Annotated in this window: 14 protein-coding genes; 7 read left to right on the top strand and 7 right to left on the bottom strand. The window is 72.1% G+C overall.

The genetic code is table 11. The features are described from left to right. Positions 1–68 precede the first annotated feature (68 nt). The 5 genes from DQ384_RS23020 to DQ384_RS23000 all read right to left on the bottom strand — a co-directional run bounded on the left by DQ384_RS23020 (position 69) and on the right by DQ384_RS23000 (position 9,516). Positions 69–500: a hypothetical protein gene (locus DQ384_RS23020; protein ID WP_147268869.1), complete on the bottom strand. Its 432-nt coding sequence runs from the start codon at positions 498–500 to the stop codon at positions 69–71. 212 nt (positions 501–712) lie between these two features. Then, positions 713–1,813 (bottom strand): multicopper oxidase domain-containing protein, encoded by a 1,101-nt coding sequence (locus DQ384_RS23015; RefSeq protein WP_147268868.1) that lies wholly within the window; start codon positions 1,811–1,813, stop codon positions 713–715. Continuing rightward, the gene (locus DQ384_RS23010) at positions 1,813–3,063 is read right to left on the bottom strand and encodes a multicopper oxidase domain-containing protein (RefSeq protein WP_114030950.1); all 1,251 of its coding nucleotides are present in this window, start codon (positions 3,061–3,063) and stop codon (positions 1,813–1,815) included. The genes DQ384_RS23015 and DQ384_RS23010 overlap by 1 nt, the downstream gene beginning before the upstream one ends. A 15-nt stretch (positions 3,064–3,078) precedes the next feature. Beyond that, entirely contained in the window at positions 3,079–4,347 is a 1,269-nt protein-coding gene (locus tag DQ384_RS23005) for a multicopper oxidase domain-containing protein (RefSeq protein ID WP_114030949.1), read from the bottom strand. Positions 4,348–4,353: 6 nt separating this feature from the next. After that, entirely contained in the window at positions 4,354–9,516 is a 5,163-nt protein-coding gene (locus tag DQ384_RS23000) for an IPT/TIG domain-containing protein (protein ID WP_114030948.1), read from the bottom strand. A 244-nt stretch (positions 9,517–9,760) separates the two neighbouring features. Here DQ384_RS23000 and DQ384_RS22995 point away from each other — a divergent pair, with 244 nt between their 5' ends. The 5 genes from DQ384_RS22995 to DQ384_RS22975 all read left to right on the top strand — a co-directional run bounded on the left by DQ384_RS22995 (position 9,761) and on the right by DQ384_RS22975 (position 14,701). Next, positions 9,761–10,426, top strand: a complete 666-nt coding sequence (locus DQ384_RS22995; RefSeq protein ID WP_114030947.1) for a response regulator transcription factor — start codon at positions 9,761–9,763, stop codon at positions 10,424–10,426. Continuing rightward, on the top strand, positions 10,413–11,420 hold the full coding sequence (locus tag DQ384_RS22990) for a sensor histidine kinase (protein WP_181871352.1): 1,008 nt from the start codon (positions 10,413–10,415) through the stop codon (positions 11,418–11,420). Before DQ384_RS22995 ends, DQ384_RS22990 begins: the two co-directional genes overlap by 14 nt. Before the next feature lie 237 nt (positions 11,421–11,657). After that, a complete protein-coding gene (locus tag DQ384_RS22985; RefSeq protein ID WP_220183076.1) occupies positions 11,658–12,947 on the top strand; it encodes an Nramp family divalent metal transporter in 1,290 nt (429 codons plus the stop codon). A gap of 76 nt (positions 12,948–13,023) precedes the next feature. Beyond that, the gene (locus DQ384_RS22980) at positions 13,024–14,172 is read left to right on the top strand and encodes an oxalate decarboxylase family bicupin (protein WP_114030944.1); all 1,149 of its coding nucleotides are present in this window, start codon (positions 13,024–13,026) and stop codon (positions 14,170–14,172) included. 85 nt (positions 14,173–14,257) lie between these two features. Next, the gene (locus DQ384_RS22975) at positions 14,258–14,701 is read left to right on the top strand and encodes a cupin domain-containing protein (protein ID WP_114030943.1); all 444 of its coding nucleotides are present in this window, start codon (positions 14,258–14,260) and stop codon (positions 14,699–14,701) included. Positions 14,702–14,762: 61 nt separating this feature from the next. Here DQ384_RS22975 and DQ384_RS22970 read toward each other — a convergent pair whose 3' ends face one another. After that, positions 14,763–15,551: a methyltransferase domain-containing protein gene (locus DQ384_RS22970; RefSeq protein WP_114030942.1), complete on the bottom strand. Its 789-nt coding sequence runs from the start codon at positions 15,549–15,551 to the stop codon at positions 14,763–14,765. A 321-nt stretch (positions 15,552–15,872) separates the two neighbouring features. On the opposite strand from DQ384_RS22970, the gene DQ384_RS22965 reads away from it, so the two are divergent. After that, positions 15,873–16,184: a hypothetical protein gene (locus DQ384_RS22965; RefSeq protein ID WP_114030941.1), complete on the top strand. Its 312-nt coding sequence runs from the start codon at positions 15,873–15,875 to the stop codon at positions 16,182–16,184. A 215-nt stretch (positions 16,185–16,399) separates the two neighbouring features. Here DQ384_RS22965 and DQ384_RS22960 read toward each other — a convergent pair whose 3' ends face one another. Then, positions 16,400–17,197, bottom strand: a complete 798-nt coding sequence (locus tag DQ384_RS22960; RefSeq protein WP_220183092.1) for a pentapeptide repeat-containing protein — start codon at positions 17,195–17,197, stop codon at positions 16,400–16,402. A 408-nt stretch (positions 17,198–17,605) separates the two neighbouring features. Between DQ384_RS22960 and DQ384_RS22955 the strand changes: the two genes are divergently transcribed. Further along, complete coding sequence (locus tag DQ384_RS22955; protein ID WP_181871351.1) at positions 17,606–18,073, top strand: universal stress protein; 468 nt, start codon at positions 17,606–17,608, stop codon at positions 18,071–18,073. Positions 18,074–18,346: the final 273 nt, after the last annotated feature.

Raw genomic sequence — 18,346 nt, 5'->3', positions numbered from 1 at the left:
CCACCTTGGACGGAATGGCCGCCCTGGGCGAGACAGCCGCCGGCCCGCGCCGGGTGGCCGACGCGGGCCTAGAGAACCGGGACATGGGGCACGCTCGCCTGGTCGAAGGCCAGGGTCACGGTGTCGCCCCGGCGGATCACCCCGCCGGAGTTGCGGTAGAGCACGTAGTACGTCCGCCCTGCGACCGGATCGTGGATCATCGGCATGAGCGCGGGCGACGGAAGGGCCCTGCCCGCGGTGTCCACGATGACGCGCGGCAGCCGTCGCGCGTCGGAGAGCATGGCCGCCGCCCGGTCCGGGTCCAGGACGATGAACCGCACGTCGAGCAGGCCGTGGTCGGCCGTCACGCCGACCATCGTGAAGCGCACGCCGTACCGCTGCTCGACGTCGGGGGCGGCGGGCATCCCGGCCCGCGCGGTCCCGCCGCCGTGGGGCAGGGCGAGCACGACGACCAGCGCCGCCACGGCCGCCACCGCCCCGGCCGTCAGCCACCATGCCACGATCCGACGGCGAGGCGACCCCGTCGCGGTCCCGTGGTGGGGTGAGCCGGTGACGGTCCGGTCCTGGGGGGAGGCGGTCGCAGTCCCCTCGTGAGCCGAACCGGCCACGAACCCTTCGTGAGGTGAACCGGCCACGACCCCGTCGCCGGCCGAGCCGTTCGCGAGCCCGTGGTCAGGTGAATCGGTCGTGGGCTCGTCGTGGGGCGGGTCGGTCATGGGGTCACCGCGATGAAGGTGAGCATGCCGCCGAGGTCGACGGTCCCGGCGGTGACGTGGCCGGCGTTGTCGATGTGGCGGGCGGCCTCGAAGAGCGGGATGAGCGGCGGCGCCCCCGGGGGGACGGCGACGACGGCGTCCATCGTCCCGCCCGCGATCACGGTCTCCGACAACACCGTGTACGGATGCCCGGCCTCCCGGCCGTCCGCGCCGACGACGCTCTGGTACGCCCCTGCCAGCGACATCGGGTGGTCTTCGAGTCCCGCGTTGACGTACCGCAGGAGCAGCCGGTGCCCCTGGGCGGTGGGGATCGGCGCCGTGTCCGGGTACGCCGCCCCGTTGATGAGCCAGTACCGGGGACGGTAGCGGGACATGGGGTAGGTGGACGGCGCGGCGTTGAACGCCGGGTCGATCCCCTGCAGCACCACCAGCGCCTCGTCGTCGAAGGCCGTCGTGGGCGTGCCGTAGGCGCCGCCTCCGGAGGCCGGCCGGACGACGAGCGCGCCGGCCAGGCCCATGGCGACCTGCCGGGGCCCGCCGCCGGTCAGCCCGGCCTCGTACCGGAACGTCCCGGGCCGGGTCGCCGTGAACTCGTAGGTCCTCGACGCCCCGGGGGCGGCGCCCGTCGTGTCGGGGGGCACGTCCTGTTCGGGCAGGCCGAGGCTCGTCGCCTCGCCGAGCATGTTGTGCACCGTGACCCGCACGGTCTCGCCCGCGGTGGCCAGCAGCAGCGGCCCCGGCAGCGACGGCGGGTCGCCGGCGGCGGCCGCGTAGCCCCAGATCGGCACGGTGACCCCGCCGGGCAGCGCGAGCGTGCCCGTCTTGGCCCAGAGCTCGCATGCGCGCACGCCCGCGTTCGGCGTGCACGGCGAGGACGGCAGGGCGGCGGCCGTGGAAGCGCGGGTGCGCTCGGCCGCGGCGCCGGACCCGGCGGTCGCGGCCGGTAGGGCGGTCACCGCCGACTTGGCCGTGGCGGACGACCGGGTGGTGAGGGACGGCTGGGCCGTGGCGGGGGGCTGGGTCAGGAGGACGGTGGCCGTCGTGAGGGCACCGCAGGCGAGGGCGAATCGGCGGGCGGACGCGTGGGGCGCGCGCATCAGGAACACCCTCCCGGGGGGTCGACGCGCTCGAGCGTCATCATGCCGCCGAAGCCCGCCTCGTAGTTGGCGGCCTCGTTGAGCGCGTGGCTGTGCCACATCTGGTAGTACTCGCCGCACTCGTTGTAGGACGTGACGCCGACGGGCAGGCCGTCGGTGACGCCGAGGTACGGGCTGCCGCCGTACCAGGTGGCGTCGTCCTTGTAGACGAGGTTCTGCTGCTGGGGCAGCGGCACCGGGATCGGGTTGGTGCCGGGCCGCCATTTCTCCACGTCGGTCCAGTCGTAGGTGACGTCCCAGGTCTGGCCGGGCCCGATGTCGGCGAGGAAGTTCTCGGCCGACAGGTCGGCGCCGTCCACGAGCGTGTGGGCGTCCCGTCCGATCACCCGGCCGTGGTTGCCGTGGGGGTGGAAGGGGTGGATGCGGTCTCCGGCGTTGAGGTAGCGCACGAGCGCCGGGTGCGGGTTGGTCACCGGGTCCTTCGGCCGGATGTGGATCAGCGACCCGTAGGGCTGGCTCGGCAGCCACCCGGCCCCGTTGGGCGCGATCGTGTCGGGGAAGCTCCGGCCGTTGATCAGCCAGTACCGCGGGTGGAGCTTGGTCACGTCGTAGGGCCTGCCGTTCTCGACCGCGGCGTGCAGGTCGGGGTCGACCTCCGACAGCAGCGAGATGTACTCGGCCGCCGGGTTGAAGCGGCTCGCGTCCGTGCCGTACGCGCGGTCGGGGTGGCCCGCCGGGCGCACGATCAGCGCGCCGTAGAGGCCCATCTGCACCTGTTTGGCGGGGTCGGTGCCGCTGGCGTACAGGTAGGTGCCGGGGGCCGAGGCCGTGAACCGGTAGGTCACGGTGCCGCCGGGCGGCGCGGCCTGCACGAGCGAGGTGAGCGTGCCGCCGGTGAACTGCGGCTGCGCGGGCGACCCGTCGGCGGTCACGCCGGTCATTCCCGGGACGAACAGCGAGACGGGCTCGGGGAGGGTGTTGCGGAGGGTGACGGTGACGACGTCGCCCTCGGTGACGCACAGCACCGGCCCGGGGAGCTGGAACGCGTTCCCGTCGACGGTGTAGCTCCACATGTGGACCGTGTTGCCGTCCGGGAACCCGGCGGCGCCGTCGGCGGCGGCCAGGTCGAAGGACGGGCCGGTCGTGCAGGAGACACCCGATTCGGGCGGTGCGGCGTGCGCCTGCGGGGCCGGCAGGAGCACGAGCGCCGCGGCGGCCGTGACCGCGCGCAGTGCCTTGCGTACGAGCATGAGGTCCTCCGCCGTTCAGGTGTTGGGCGCGGTCTGCGGCGGCAGGCCGCTTCCCGCGGGCAGCACGCGCACCTCGGTCACCTGGCCTCCGAGCCCGGCGACGCCCGGATTGCCGAGCGTGGCGTACGCGCGGTTGTAGAGCAGGTGGACGGCCGGGGCGCTCACGGCCGGGGCCGTGAAGATCGCGTCGACGCTCTCGCCCGGGCCGATGTGGACGGCGTTGGTGAGGAAGGACCGGTCGGTGCCGTCGCGGCCGCGCGACAGGGTGGCGTCCCTGCCCACCACGCGCATCGGGATGCCGGCGAGCGTCATCGTGTGCTGCTGGAACCCGAGGTTGACCAGGCGCAGCAGGACCTTCTCGCCGGACATGCAGCGGACAAGAGATGAGATGGGCTGATATTTCAGCTTCGGATATCCGGCGGGAGCGATGAGGTCCCCGCCGGCCCCGGTACCTCCCCCGCCGGGAGCGAGCGTGTCCGGGTACGAACGGCCGTTGAGCATCCACACGTCGGCGTCGTACTCGCTCCAGTCGTGCTCCTGGATGTGCGCGCCCTCGAAGCGCTCCCGCGTCCAGGCCTCGGACAGGAACATGCCCCACTCGCGGTCGTAGGCGGTCGACCGGTCGCCGTCGTTGTAGACGTACTTGCCGGGCGGGATCCCCGGCGCGCCCGCGTTCTGGCGCGGGCGCACGAAGACGATGCCGGTCATGCCCATCGAGACGTGCTCGACGTCCTCGAAGTGGCAGTGGTACATGTACGTGCCCGGGTCGCGCGGCCGGTAGAAGTAGGTGAACGCCCGGCCGATCGGCACCGCGACGGACAGCTCCGGCACCCCGTCGAACAGCGGGACGGCGTTCCGGAAGCCGTGCCAGTGAACGGTGTGCGAGTCGCTCAGGTCGGGCCTGACGACCATGCCGAGGTTGGTGAGCTGCACGCGCGTGTCCTGCAGCTCGTCCACCCACCACATCGGCGCGGGCGCCTGGAACCTGCCCTTCTGCGCCTTCACCTGGGTCGCGGTGAGCGTGGTCACGTCGCGGAACCCGAAGCCCCACGTGGTGAACGGCGCCGGGGCCATCGGGTCGGGGTGGACGCCCGCCACCTGCCCGGGCAGGGAGATCCACCCGTCGGTCGCGGCGAGGTGGACGGTCGGGGGCAGGGCCGTCCCCCGGACGGCGGCCGCGCCCGCCGTCGCGTCGCGCAGCAGCCATCCGCCCGTGGCGGCGCCGGCGGCCGCCGTGGTGGCGGCCCGCAGCAGGCCGCGCCGGCTGATCTGGTTTCCGCTCATCCCGTCCTACCTGATCGTGATGGTCGTGGTCTTGAGCAGGGTCCAGTTACCGTTGCCGTCCCTGGCGCGCGCGGACACCGTCCGCGGGCCCTTCGGCCAGCCGGTGGTGTCCACCGAGGCGCTGACCAGTTCGGTGGCGGCGTCGAACCTGCCGTCCACGGCGCGCATCGCCGTGCCGCGGCCCGCCCCGGGGTCGGCGCCGGTGAACCACTCCGCCGCCGCGATGGGGGAACTTCCGGTGAGCGTGTGGCTCGTGAGCGCGCCTAGCGCGACCTTGGTCCCCGCCCTCACCGCGCCGGGCAGGGCCGTCAGGCCGGTCATCAGGGGCAGCGGCGCGTCCGACCGCTCCTCGTCGGCGCCGAGGTCGTACCGGAGCAGTTGCCGGAGCTGGTCGTCGATGTCGACGAGCGGCGCGAGGACGCCCGCCTTGCCGATGGCCCCCACGTCCAGCGCGGGCGATCCGTTCGCCCTCGGCTGCAGGTGGTAGTCCCCTGCGAGCTGGGCGGGCTGGTCCATCGAGATGATGACGCTCTGGACGAACTGCGGCGCGCCGCGCCAGGCCAGGGCCTGCACGACCGTGTCGTAGGGCCGCAGCACCTTCGGGTCCCTGCCCACCACGTTGGACGGCGCCGCGTTGACATAGGCCGGATGGTCCTTGGTGAGTAAGGTGTTGGTCGGAGAGAGCCTGCCGCTGAGGTCCGCCGCGCCGAGGTCCCACACGTTCACGGGCGTGGCGTCTCCGGGCTGCCCGAGGCCGGTGAGCCGGGCGTTCGTACCGTCCCACGCGCCCGCCCTGTTGTCGTGGAAGACGTCGTTGAACAGCAGCGGGTCGCTGAACGTGGGCGACCCCGGGGGCAGCGTCGCCTGGAGCGGCGCGCTGTTGGCCGCCGTGGACAGGCCCGCGGGGGCCGGGTCGCCGTTGCCGGTCGCGGCGGTCGCGGTGGTGATGTTCTTCATGACGGTGGTGTTGTAGACGCGCACGCGGGTGGCGTCGTCGATGGCGATACCGCCGCCCTCGTGGGCGGAGACATTGTTGACGATCATGTCGTTGTAGATGTCGATCGGCCAGTTCCCCGCCTGGAGCAGGCGGACGCCGCCGCCGTCGTCGGAGGCCAGGTTGGACTGGATGATGTTGGCGTGGACGGCGACCGGGCCGGACCCGGGCGAGGGCGGGCCGCCGGGCACCGCGGGCGGCGCCTCACCGGCCAACATGACCCCGCCGCCCTCGTCGTAGGAGCCGTTCGCCCAGATCAGGTTGTGGTGGATCGAGTTGGGGCCGCCCGACGCGCCCGACAGGCCGTAGTGGGTGATGCCGCCGCCGTACTCGGCGGAGAAGTTGCCGCAGATCTCGTTGTGGTCGATCTCGTAGCCGTCGGCGCCGTTGAACACCGCGACGCCGCCCGCCAGGTTGGAGCCGCCGTTGTGCAGGATCCGGTTGTAGCCGACGTGGACGCGGTCGTTGTGGTTGCTGCCGATGTCCGGGGTGCCGAGCCGGATGCCGCCGCCGTACGCGCCGCCGTTGCTCCTGATCACGTTGTTGGTGATCTGCAGGTCGCGGGCGTAGCCGTTGACGTAGACGCCGCCGCCCTGGACCGGGTAGAAGGGCGTGACGAACGTGCCCTCCAGGCCGAACTCGTCTCCGCCCTGGATCGTGAAGCCGTCGATCCCGGCCTTGTACTGCGGGGTGAACGTCCCGTCCCTGGCGACGACGTAGACGACCTGTCCCTCGGAGATCTGCTGGTTGCCGCTCCAGCCGGGCGACGCCTTGATCCCCTCGACCAGGGTGCTCCACCGCGCCGCGCCTTCGGCCGAGAACCCGAGGCCGTTGATGATCGAGCCGGGCACCGAGCTGCCGTCCGCGCGGACGCCGCCGGGTCCGACGCCCTGGAGCTTCACGGGCGAGTGGACGACGACGCTCTCGAAGTAGTCACCGAGCGGGGCGAACGGGGACGGCGTGCCGGGGTAGACGACCACGAGCGCGCGGGGCACCCCGGCGGCGGCCTCCAGGCCGTCCTGGATCTTCGCGTGCGCCTTCCCGGGGCCGACCTCGATCACGGCCGGCGTGTAGGTCCCGCCGAGGACGTGGAAGGTGAGCGTGTTGCGCGCCTCCCTGCCGTCGGACCGCACGATGCGCAGGCGGTGCGGCCCCGGCGGCGTCAGCAGCGGCACGGTCGCCGTGATCGCCCGGTCGGTCCAGCCGGTCGCCGGGAGCTGCGTGCCGTCGAGGAGGACCTTGCCCGTGGTGGCGCCGAAGCCCTGCCCGGAGATGGTGAACGAACCGGTGCCGTTCACGTAGGGCCTCGACACCGCGAACAGTTCCGGGGTCCCGTCGGGGAGCAGGCACCTCGGCGGGTGCGGGGTCTGCGAGCCGGGGAACTCCATGGCCGGGGTCGTCGGCAACAGCGCCACGTCGGCGAGCAGGGTGAGGCCCGGCCAGATCTGCCACTGGGAGGCGAGCGTGCGGTAGGCGGGGTTGTAGTTCGGGTTCGGATGGCCCGGCGCCCCCGGGTCGTTGCCGACCAGGCGGTAGACGTTCGGGCAGGGGCCCGCGGGGAGCGGGCAGTTCATCGTCTTCGTGGAGGGCAGCAGCACCTCGAAGAAGCCGTTGGGGTCGCTGGTGATCGTGTGGACCAGCCGGCCGGTGAAGTCGTAGATGCCGACGGGGACGTTGGGGAGGCCGGCCTTCTCGCCGTAGTAGAACTCGTTGGGGTCGGTGCCGAGCGCCAGGTCCTCGACGACCGCGCCGAACAGCCTGCCCGGCTGCGGCACGTCGGTGAACAGGTGGAACGGCGGCGCGATGGACCGCTGGTCGTTGACGGTGACGAGCTTGACGTCGCACAGCGGCCGCTGCTCGCCCTCGTACGGGCTGCCGCCCGCGTCCGCGAAGGTCGGATTGTCCACGGCGTCCGGCCCGTCGGGGGCGATCCCCTTGACGTCCACGGTGTGCAGGGCGCCCGCGCACGGCGGCGGGGGCACCTGCGGCTGGTAGTCGTCCCCGTCGAAGACGTTGACGTCCTCCTCCCGCGTCACCGTGTACTTCGGCCTGCCGAAGGCGTCCTCGGGGATCACGACCTTGACGAGGTAGTCGCCCTTGGGCATGGGGTCCTCGACCGCGTCGCCGTCGGCGTCCTTGACCACCTCGCCGTCGGGGCCGTACCGCCACACGGTCGTGAAGCCGTAGTTGCCGTTGACCGTGGAGAAGCCCCTCTGCACCTGGTTGCCCATCAGCGGCGACTCGACGCACTCGTAGCCGCCGGACGCCGGGGGCGCGAACCGCAGGTTCAGCGGCGAACCGCCGGCGTCGCGCGCCTGGCAGTCGGTGGGGCGTTCGAAGGTCTCGGTGAGGTAGGTGTTCAGCTTGCGGCCCAGCTTGTACGACCCGTCGGCCTCGGTGACGTACTCGCCGTCGGGGCCGGTCACGGGGGCGTACAGGTCCACGGTGAGGCCGGGGACGCCGGGCTCGTAGTCCTCGGTCGCCGCCAGGCGGGGGTCGAGCTCGTTGCGGGTCAGGTTGTAGACCGCCGTGCCGACGATGCCACCGTTGGTGCCGCGGGCGTACGGCTGCACGCCGATGTCGACGCGCGTGTTGAGGCCGTCCTGGTTGAGCGTCGCGACGTCGACCCCGCTGCCGAGGACCGTCGTCTCGTCCGGCTGGTTGTCGGTCTGGTAGGTGAAGCCGGTGGTGTAGAAGCGGTCGTTGTAGACCTCGAGCACGGTCCAGTAGCCGTACGGGTAGACCTGCCGCAGCGTCCAGTTCCCCTGGACGTCGGTCGTGGCGGACTTGCTGCCCGCGTCGACGACCGAGTTGTCCCGTGACTTGAGCACCACCGGCTGCGAGCGCAGCCCCGGCTCCCCGGGGTCGCGCCTGCCGTCCTTGTCGGTGTCCAGGAACACCGAGCCATGCAACTGGCTGAACCAGTGCGACAGCGTCAGGTCGCCGAGGTCGGCCGTCTGCCCGTCCGCGACCGTGACGTTGATCAGCTGGAGCAGCAGGTTCTGGTCGTAGTCCCAGTAGGCGACCTGGTAGTCGCCCGGCTTGAGGTCCGGCACCGAGAAGGTGCCGTCGGCGTTGCCGGGGGCGGCGTACACCAGCGTGTCGTTGTCGAGCAGGTCGGTGACGGCGATCCACGGCTTGGCGACGGGCCCCTCCACGGTGTCGCCACCGGCGGGCGGGAGGTAGGACTTCACGCTGACGACACGGCCCTTGACCGTGGCGTTTCCCGAGTGGGCGGAGTCCAGGGAGGTGGGCTTGACGTAGCCGAACTGGGCCTCGGGGATCGGCGCGCCGTTGACGATCAGCTCGGTGTCGAAGCCCTTGTGCCCCTCCTCCACCCACGTGTCCCAGTCGTGGCCGCCTTCGAGGGAGGAGGTCTGGATCCACTCCTGGCCGTCCGGCGGGACCACCTGAAGGCTGTAGCGGTTGGAGCCCAGGTTCGGGATCACGATGGCGCCGCTCGCGTCGCTGACGCACTCGCCGCCCGTGCCCTCGATCGGCTCGTGGGCGGCGTCGTACCGCGTGCACAGCGGGTTGCCGTACCAGTCGGTGGTGACCTCGCCGACCACGTCGGAGATGTGCGCGACCCAGCCTTCCAGGCCGTGCTCGACCGCGGGGTCGAACTGGCCGTTGGTGGCGTTGTCCTCGAACACCGTGACCCTGATCTGCGCCAGAGGCAGGGGGTCGGGCTGGAGCCGCACCGTCAGTGGGCCCCGCTCGGGCGAGGGGACGGTGACCCACCCGCCGTCGATCTTGAAGCCGTCGGCGACCACCGAGACCATGTACTTGCCCTCGGGCAGGTTCAGCCCCGTGGTCTCCGAGAACTCCGCCTCGGTGCCCTGGGTGACCAGGTTGCCCGCCCCGCCGGCGCCGCCGGTGAAGGTGTGCGTGGAAGGCCAGTCGCAGGTCTTGGGATAGGACGTCTCCGGGGCGCCGCTCCCCGGCAGGCACGCGGCGTCGCGCGGGTGCGCGGGGTCGCCCGTGTCGTCCTTGGTGACGAGGAACTTGTACGACGTGACCGGATCCCCGGTACGCGCCGACACGACGCGGAGCCTCACCTCCGCGCCGGCCTGGCCCTGGGCCGTCACCACGGTGGCGGGCACGATGCCCGTCGCCAAGGCCGTCAGCGCCGCCGTCAACAGCGTGAGAGCGGTGAGCATACGACGAGCGCGCATGGCTGCCCTTCCTGCCGTGATCCGTCCCGGCAACGGTGCGCGAGCCGCGCCCGGCGGACGCCGTAGATGACGAGTCCGTCATGTGACTGTCAGATCGGCGTCACATCGCCGCAGATCATCACACGATGTCCATTTCCGGCATAGCGGGGCGCTTGCCGGTCGTGATCTCGGCAGGTACACACGAGAGGTAGGCACAGATGGGCGTCGTCGGGTGGGGCGCCGCTTAGCCGCGTGGAGCGCCCTCATGCCCCGGATCATGGTCGTGGACGACGAACCGAGGATCTGCCGGTTCGTCTCGCGTGCCCTGGAACGCGACGGTCACGTCGTCCAATGGGTGGGCACCGGTGAGCAGGCACTGCGCCTCGCCGACACGGAGGAGTTCGCGCTGGTCGTCCTCGACCTGATGCTCCCCCAGCTCAGCGGCATCGACGTGCTGCGCCAGATGCTCGAACGACGTCCCGGCCAGCGCGTGCTCGTCCTGTCCGCCATCGGGGACGTCGCGGCCAAGGTCGAGTGCTTCGCCTCCGGGGCCGTCGACTACCTGTCCAAGCCGTTCGCGCTGGCCGAACTGGTGGCCCGGGTGCGCATCAGGGCGGCGGAGCCGGCGCGGCCGCCGTCCCGGCGCTGGATCCGCGCCGGGCACGTGGCGCTCGACCTGCACCGCCGCACGGCGGACCTGGACGGCCGAAGCGTCCAGCTCACCCAGCGGGAGTTCGTGCTGCTCAGCCATCTCATGCGGCGCGCCGACCAGGTGTGCGGGCGCGAGGAGTTGCTCACCGACGTGTGGGGGCACGCCTTCGACGCGGCCAGCAACGTGGTCGATGTGTACGTGCGGCGACTGCGCACCAAGCTCGGCGCCGACTCCATCGAGACGATCCGCAACGTGGGCTACAGCTTTGTCACCGGCTGAGCGCTGGGCGGTCCCGCTGTGGGCGGTGTTCGCCATCGGGAACTCGGCGCTCATGTGGGTGGTGCCCGGAGCCGAGACCATCCCGTTCCACCTCGTCTGGATCTCGCTCGCCCTCGTGTACGGCGTGCGGCCGTGGCCGGTGCCCGCCACCCTCGCGGTGTGCCTGGGCGTGGCCGTGGCCACCGGCGCGCCCCTCTGGCAGCACGCCCACTCCAAGGTGATCGCGTTCGAGGAGACGGCCGAGATCCCGCTCATGTGCCTGCTCTTCCTCGTGATGGTCTGGCACGTGCGCCGGCGCACGGCGGCGGTGGCGGAGGCGCGGCTGGCCGCCTCGCGCGAGCGCGTGGCGCACGAGATGACCGAGAGGTTCGTCCGGATCGCGACCCACGAGCTGCGCACGCCGATCACCGTCGCCCGGGGCTACGCCGAGATGCTCCAGCTCGACAGCTCCGATCCCGGACAGGCGTCCGACGTGAGCGTCGTCGTGGACGAGCTCGGCAAGCTGTCCCGCATCACCGGGCGCCTGGCCGCGCTGGCCTGGGCGCACCAGGACGCCCGGGACGGCGCCCTGGTCCTCGACCTCGGAGCCCTGGTGCAGAGGGTCGCCCGGCGGTGGGCCCCCGTGGTGGACGGGACGATCCGCGTCGAGTCGGCCCCGACGCCGGTCGCGGGCGACGAGGAGCGGATGGAGACCGCGCTCGACTGCCTCGTGGAGAACGCGATACGGCACGGCCGGGCCCCGATCGCCCTCCGGGTGAGGCAGGACGCCTCGGCCGCGGTCGTCGAGGTGGAGGACCACGGGCCGGGCATCGCGCCCGCCCGCGCCCGGGAGCTCCTGCGCGGATCCGACTCTCCCTACTCGCCCCGGTCCGGCCTGGGACTGATGATCGCCCAGGGCATCGTGGAGGCCCACTCCGGGCGCATCGCCCTGACCCGCGCCCCTTCCGGCGGCCTCAAGGCCACCATCCACCTGCCCCGCCTTCGGCCGGAATAGCGATGTGAATCCGGACTCGTCCGGCGAATTCCACATCGGCGGGATTAAGCGAATTTACTCCGCTTTAGGATGCGCTGATTCGGACCTTTTTCCCGGGCACCGTCCTTCATTTGCATTATTGTGGGATCTCCCGCGTATCGCGCATGCCGTGTGCGGGTATTCCTCGTTCGCGTTGACATCGTCGAGATGTGCCGCGGAAATCGCGAGCCACGCATGCAAAGCGATATGAGGCAAACCGTGACGATCCCCAGCAGAACGACAGATCCACTCCGGCCGGCCGGGAGGAAGGCCCGCGCCGCGCGCCCGGCACCCGGCGTCTCACGTGCCGGCCAGATCATCGGACCGGCGTTCGTGGCCGCGATCGCCTACGTCGACCCCGGGAACGTCGCCACCAACCTCACCGCCGGCGCGACCTTCGGCTACCTGCTCGTGTGGGTGGTCGTCGCGGCCAGCCTCGTGGCGATGCTCGTCCAGTTCCAGGCCGCCAAGCTCGGCATGGCCACCGGCAAGAGCCTGCCCCGGCTGTGCCGGGAGCGCTTCCCGCGCTGGGGCGCCCGGCTGCTGTGGCTCCAGGCCGAGGTGGTGGTGCTGGCCACCGACCTGGCGGAGTTCGTCGGCGCCGCGATCGGGATGCGCCTGCTGTTCGGCGTGCCCGTCGCCCTGTCGGCCGCGCTGACCGCGCTGGCGTCCATGCTGCTGCTCGAACTTCGGCGGCGGGGCCGTACGCGCCCGTTCGAGCTCATGAGCGCCGCCGCGCTGCTGCTGGTGGGCACGGGGGTCGGATACGACATCCTGGTCACCGGGCACCAGTCCGCGTCCGGACTGGCCGCGGGGCTCGTCCCCGCGCTGCACGGGCAGTCCTCGCTGGTCCTGGCCATGGGAATCGTCGGCGCCACGGTCATGCCCCACGCCGTCTACCTGCACTCCGCGCTGGCGCCGGGACACGGCGGCTCGGCCGACATCGCCTGGCGGCAGCCCGCGCTCATCCGCCGGGCGCTGCGCCTGGACTGCGCGCTCGCCCTCGGCGTCGCCACCGTCGTCAACATCTCCATGGTCGCGCTCGGCGCGGGCCTCGGCGCCGCGACGGGCGGCGCCTGGGCGGGCGACCTGCTGGAGGCGCACGCGGAGCTGGCGAGCCGGATCGGGGGCGGCGCGGCCCTGGCGTTCGCCGTCGCCCTGCTCTCCTCGGGGGTGTCCTCCGCCGGGGTCGGCACGCTCGCCGGAGACGTCGTCATGCACGGCTTCCTCGGCCGGCGGGTGCCGGTCCACCTGCGAAGGCTCGTCACGATGATCCCGGCGGTGGCCGCCCTGCTGCTCGGCGTCTCGCTGACCGGCCTGCTCATCGTCAGCCAGGTGGTCATCTCGCTCGGGGTGCCGGTCGCGCTGTTCCTGCTGGTGCTGTTCTGCCGTGACCGGTCGGTGATGGGGCCGCTCGTCAACGCGCCGCTCACCACCCGCGTCGCGGGCGCCGCCGGGGCCGTCGTCGCCCTGCTCGGCTGCGTCCTGCCGTTCACCATGCTGTCGTGAATCATTTCCCGGACGCGGCGGAATTCGCGCCCGCCCGCCGTACACATAGGGCCGTACACATAGGAAGGACAATGCCATGGACCGTTCGGCGTCCCAGGCCATTCCCCAGCCGCAGCGCGACGGAAAGGGCGGAATCGACACCGGGCCGAGGAACATCGAGCTGGACCGCCAGAATCCCGACCTGCTCACCCCGCCCGAGACCGACCACGGCACGCTGCCGAACATGAAATTCCCCTTCTCCATGGCGCACACCCGCATCGAGGACGGCGGCTGGACGCGGGAGGTGACCGCCAGGGAGCTGCCGGTCGCCACCACGCTGGCCGGGGTGGACATGCACCTCAACCCCGGCGCCTACCGCGAGCTGCACTGGCACAAGGAGGCGGAGTGGGCCTACGTCCTGGAGGGGAGCTGCCGCATCGGCGCGGTCGACCAGGAGGGACGCAATTTCCTGGACGACGTGCGCCGGGGCGACCTGTGGTTCTTCCCCAAGGGGATTCCCCACTACATCCAGGCGCTGGAGGAGGGCGTGGAGTTCCTGCTGGTCTTCGACGACGGGAACTTCTCGGAGAACTCGACCTTCATGCTCAGCGACTTCTTCGCGCACACGCCGAAGAGCGTCCTCGCCAAGAACTTGGGCTGGCGGCCCGAGCAGCTCGGCATGCTGCCCGAGAAGGAGAAGTACATCTTCCCGGGGCAGGTGCCTCCCCCGCTGGAGCCCGACCAGGTCGTCAGCCCCACGGGCGACGTGCCGCGCTCGTTCAAGCACCGGATGCTGGCCCAGGAGCCCGTGCGGTTCGAGGGCGGCAGTGTCCGCGTCACCGACTCCACGAACTTCGCCGCGGCCACCACGATCTCCGCCGCGCTCGTGGAGCTGGAGCCGGGCGGCCTGCGTGAGCTGCACTGGCATCCGACCAATGACGAGTGGCAGTACTACATCTCCGGTTTCGGGCGCATGGGCGTGTTCGCGGGATCCGGGCTGGCCCGGACGTTCGACTTCCACGCGGGCGATGTCGGGTACGTGCCCTTCGCCTACGGCCACTACATCGAGAACCTCGGCAACGAGCCGCTGGTGTTCCTGGAGATGTTCCGTGACCCGCGCTTCGAGGACGTCTCGGCGATGCAGTGGATGGCCAACCTCCCGCCGCAGGTCAGCGCGGACACGCTGAACGTGCCCCGGGAGTGGGTCGAGGCGCTGCCCAAGGACAAGCACAGCGTCGTCCGCTGACGGCCCCGCACACGCCACGGCCCGCGGCCGCCGATGCGCCATGATGGTCGCCGTCCGATCACCGCACCCGAGACGAGGCTGAAGCATGACGGCGAGCGACATCCCCGGCGACCCGTTCCATCGCCGGCTCCACCACATCGCCCCCTCGGGCCTCACTTCCGAGACCGCGCAGACCGGCGGCATGCGGCGGCGCGCGGCCGTCAGCGGGGCGAGCGTCGGGGCGGAGCGGCTGTGGATGGGGCAGACGCACGTCGCGCCCGCGACCGTCTCGGCCAACCACCACCACGGCGACTCCGAGACGGCGATCTACGTGGTCAGCGGCAACCCGTCGTTCGTGTTCCTCGACGTGGAGGGCGACGAGCCACGCGAGGTGCGCATCGACGCCAAGCCCGGGGACTACATCTTCGTGCCGCCGTTCGTGCCGCACCGCGAGGAGAACCCGGACCCGGAGGCCGAGGCGGTGGTCGTGATCGCCCGCAGCACCCAGGAGGCGATCGTCGTCAACCTCGACGCGCTGCGCTGGACGTGACGGCCACACGTGGGACCGCGCGTGTGGCCGAAGGCGCCGGGGGCACCGTGCGCGCGGGCGTTCAGGGCCGGCGCGCCGAGGCCAGGAACAGCGGCAGGGCGAGGAACATCCGCCCGGCCCTGCCACGTGCCTCCTGCTCGGCGATCCAGCGCCCGGCCTCCTCCTCGCCGATCGCGCCGGTCTCGCGGGCGTGCGCGGCGATGCCGGACAGCATCGGCAGCATCAGCCCGTCGGTGAACACGGCGGTGCGCACCTCCACCGAGGGTGACGTGAATCCCGCGTCGAGCAGCAGGTTGCGGTAGGCACGGGCGGCGCGCGGGCTGGTCACCGCGTCGGCCCTGGTGTGGACGATGACGCGGGTGAGCGCGGGCTCGTCGGAGTCGATGACGAAGGTGTCCCAGTCCTGGCCGACCAGGACGATGCGCCCGCCGGGCGCGAGCACGCGCGCGGCCTCGCGGAGCGCCCGCGCCGGGTCGGCCAGCTCGTGGAACACCTTCTCGGCCCGGTACCCGGCCACCTCCCCGTCGCCGAGCGGGAGGTCGCAGGCGTCACCGAGGCGGACGTCGACGTCCGGGCGGCGCCACCGGGCGACGTCCACCATCCGCTCGCTCACGTCGACTCCGATCGCCTTGAGGCCGGCTTCGGTCATCTCGGCCACCGCCCGTCCGGGCCCGCAGCCGACGTCGACCACGCGGGAGCCCGGGGCGAGGCCCAGAAGCTCGTACGAGCGCCGGCGCACCTCGACCGCCGAGGGCAGTTCGTCGAGGACGTCGAGGCGCTTGATGAGGGTCTCGACGGGGTGGGGGTTCTTGTCGGGGTCGCTGCTCGCGCCCGGGGCATGGAGGGACATGTCTCCAGCATGTGCGGTCGCGCCGGTCCGGCGTCAAATTGGCCCGGCCGGGCGGCCCGGCTGCGCGACGTTTGCCCGGAAATATCAGGCTAAAGATGGATATATGGGCGTAGGTTTTTCCGGGTCTCCCGGGTGTCCGGAAATGGACATCGGGGGGCCGCGGGGGGATATTGACGGCCCCCGCGAGCCCACACTATCTTTCTTTTAAGAAACTTTCCTATCCCAAAAAGCGCTGGCCTGCCGCACAGACCTCGCCGCCGCGGCTCTGAGCTCCACGGCGGACGACACGCACGACACCGCCGACACCCCCAGGAGTCATGCATGAACGCGAAGAGATGGGCCGCGACCGCCTGCGCCACCGTCCTGGCGACCGCCGGGCTGGTCACCGCGACCGCGTCCGGCGCCTACGCCGCCCCGACCGGGTGCAGCTACCAGCTCGACACCGTGGAGCGCTGGGCCAGCAGCTACTGCTCCGGCGGCACCGGCGAGCACCGCATCTGGGTGCTGGAGAAGCACTTCCTGGCCGAGGTCGGATACATCCCGGTCTACGGCCCGTGGGTCCCCGCCGGGGAGACCTCCTACACCCGCATCCCTCCGCACACGATCGTCGACATCCGGGTCGAGACGCGCTGAGGCCGCGTTCGCGGCGCCCAGGCGCTCCCCGGCGGTCCCGAGAACCTGCGGCCGCGCTCGTCATCGGACGGGCGCGGCCGTACGGCGTACGGCGCGGCTCTTCCGCCCGCCCGCCGAGAAGTTCGACCCGCGGTTCGCGCCGCGGCGGGTCCCGCACCGCTGACCGCCTCGCCGGCCGCTGAGCGGGTCCGGCGTCCGGCCATGGTCACGTCCCGTCAGCGGCCCGGCGCGGCGCGCCAGTGCGCCGGGCGGGTGAAGGACGGCGGCAGCCTGGTGGCGGCGTCGCCCTTGGCCGCGTCGAGCTGGGCCTGGGTGAGGAAGAAGGCCCCGGTGAGGTCGGCGCCGCCGAGGTCCGCGCCGCGCAGGTCCGCGCCGAGCAGGTCCGCCGACCTCAGGTCCGCCCCCTTGAGGTCGGCGCCGATCAGGCGGGCCCCGCGCAGGCTCGCCCCCCGCAGGCCGGCCTTTGCCAGGCGGGCGCCGATGAGGTCGGCTCCCCTGCGGTCGGGCTTCCGGGTTCCCGCGCGGACCAGCTCGCTCACGCGCGCCAGCAGGTCGCCGGCCTCACGCCGGTGCGCCCCCACGTCCAGCCGCACGAGGGCGCCGGGGTCGCCCAGGGTGAGGCGCTCGATCGCGGCGAACGCGGCGCGGATCTCGTCGTGGAGGGGACGGGCCCGTGGCAGCGACAACGCGTCGTCGAGGTACCAGAGCAGTTCGTGGAGCTGCCGCATGACCGGGAAGACCGCGAACATCCGCTTCGCGCTTTGTGGGTCGCCCCGCCAGTCCCGTCCGCCGAAGGTGACCTGGGAGACCTTCTGACCCGCGCCGAAGCAGTCGTAGACCGTGCAGCCGGCGAAGCCCTCGTTACGCAGGCGCGCGTGGATGCCGCAGCGGAGGTCCGCGCCCAGGTTGGGGCAGGGCCGCCCGGCCTCCTTGTCGATGGCGAAGTCCGCCGAGGCCGAGAAGGGCAGCGCGACGCAGCACAGCGCGAAACAGCTTCCGCAGTCGGCCCGCAGGCCGGGACGGCCGGCGCCCGGCCGCGTGCCCTTCGCCGGCGCCCCCGAGGAGGTCCCGCTGGACGGCTTCTCCGACAACGCCTTCGATCTCCTCTCGCACGGCGGCCGTGCGTATCCCGCGCGGCACTCCGAAGGGTACGGGCGGACGCGGGCCACCCGCGACACGACCGCGTCCAGGTGAACGACTGACGAAGAACACCTGAGCTTTCCCCGCTCGCTTCCTGACCGGAACCCCGTCGGGCGACGATCGGACCGTCCGCGATTCAGGATGGGGTGGACGAGGAACGAACGCGGCCGGCTCGGGTAGGCACCCAAGGGGGCCCGGACACCGAGAACAGGACCTCGCCGGTGGCCCGGCGGAGGCGCGTGGCGCCGTGACGAGCGGAGAAGGCGGAGATGAGCGCGGAGATGAGCACAGAGCGGATCGTCGTCGGAATGGACCACCGGTCGGAGTCCCGTGTCGCCCTGGGCTGGGCCGCCGCGGAGGCGAACCGGCGGGGGGCGGACCTGGTGGTCGTCCACGCCTCGGACACGCCGAGCCCCGCGCCGTACGCGCCGGTCTTCCGGCGAGCCGAGGCCGAGCGGCGGCGCCTGAGCGAGCGCGCGGCGCTGGACCGGGCGATCTCGGTCGTCGAGGAGGAGTATCCGGACCTCGCCGTCCGCCGGTACACGAGCCTGGAAAGCCCGGTCAAGGACCTGCTGCGCCATACCGAGGCCGCCGACCTGCTCGTCCTGGGGTCGTCGGCTCCCGGCGCCGAGGCGCATCTCGGCCCGCTGCTGCTGGCCTGCCTGCGCCACGCCCGGTGCCCGGTGGTCGTGGTGAACGGCGGCGCGGGCGTCCCTCCGCGTCGGACGCTTTCGGCCGCCCGCGGGTGAGCATTTTCGTTCGCCGAGGACGGGTCATGCGGCCCGTCCTCGCCTCATGAAAGGGGCGACGGTTAGCAGAACGTAGCGTAGCCGACTAGTTACGGTGATGAATCGACGCAGTACAACAAAGCGTGTAAGCCACTCGGATGGCTGTCCCGGACTCCCCCACGCCCGCGAGCCCGTCCCACCGCACCGCACCGCACCACCGGCGTTCGCCGTGCCCTTCCTCACGTCCCACGACCCCGAAGGCAGGTGCTGTGAATCCCGTTCCGCGTGCCCAGA

Source organism: Sphaerisporangium album (assembly GCF_003323745.1).
Lineage (GTDB): Bacteria > Actinomycetota > Actinomycetes > Streptosporangiales > Streptosporangiaceae > Sphaerisporangium > Sphaerisporangium album.
Note: the sequence above shows the minus strand (reverse complement) of the source record. Positions and strands in the feature narration are given on the sequence as shown.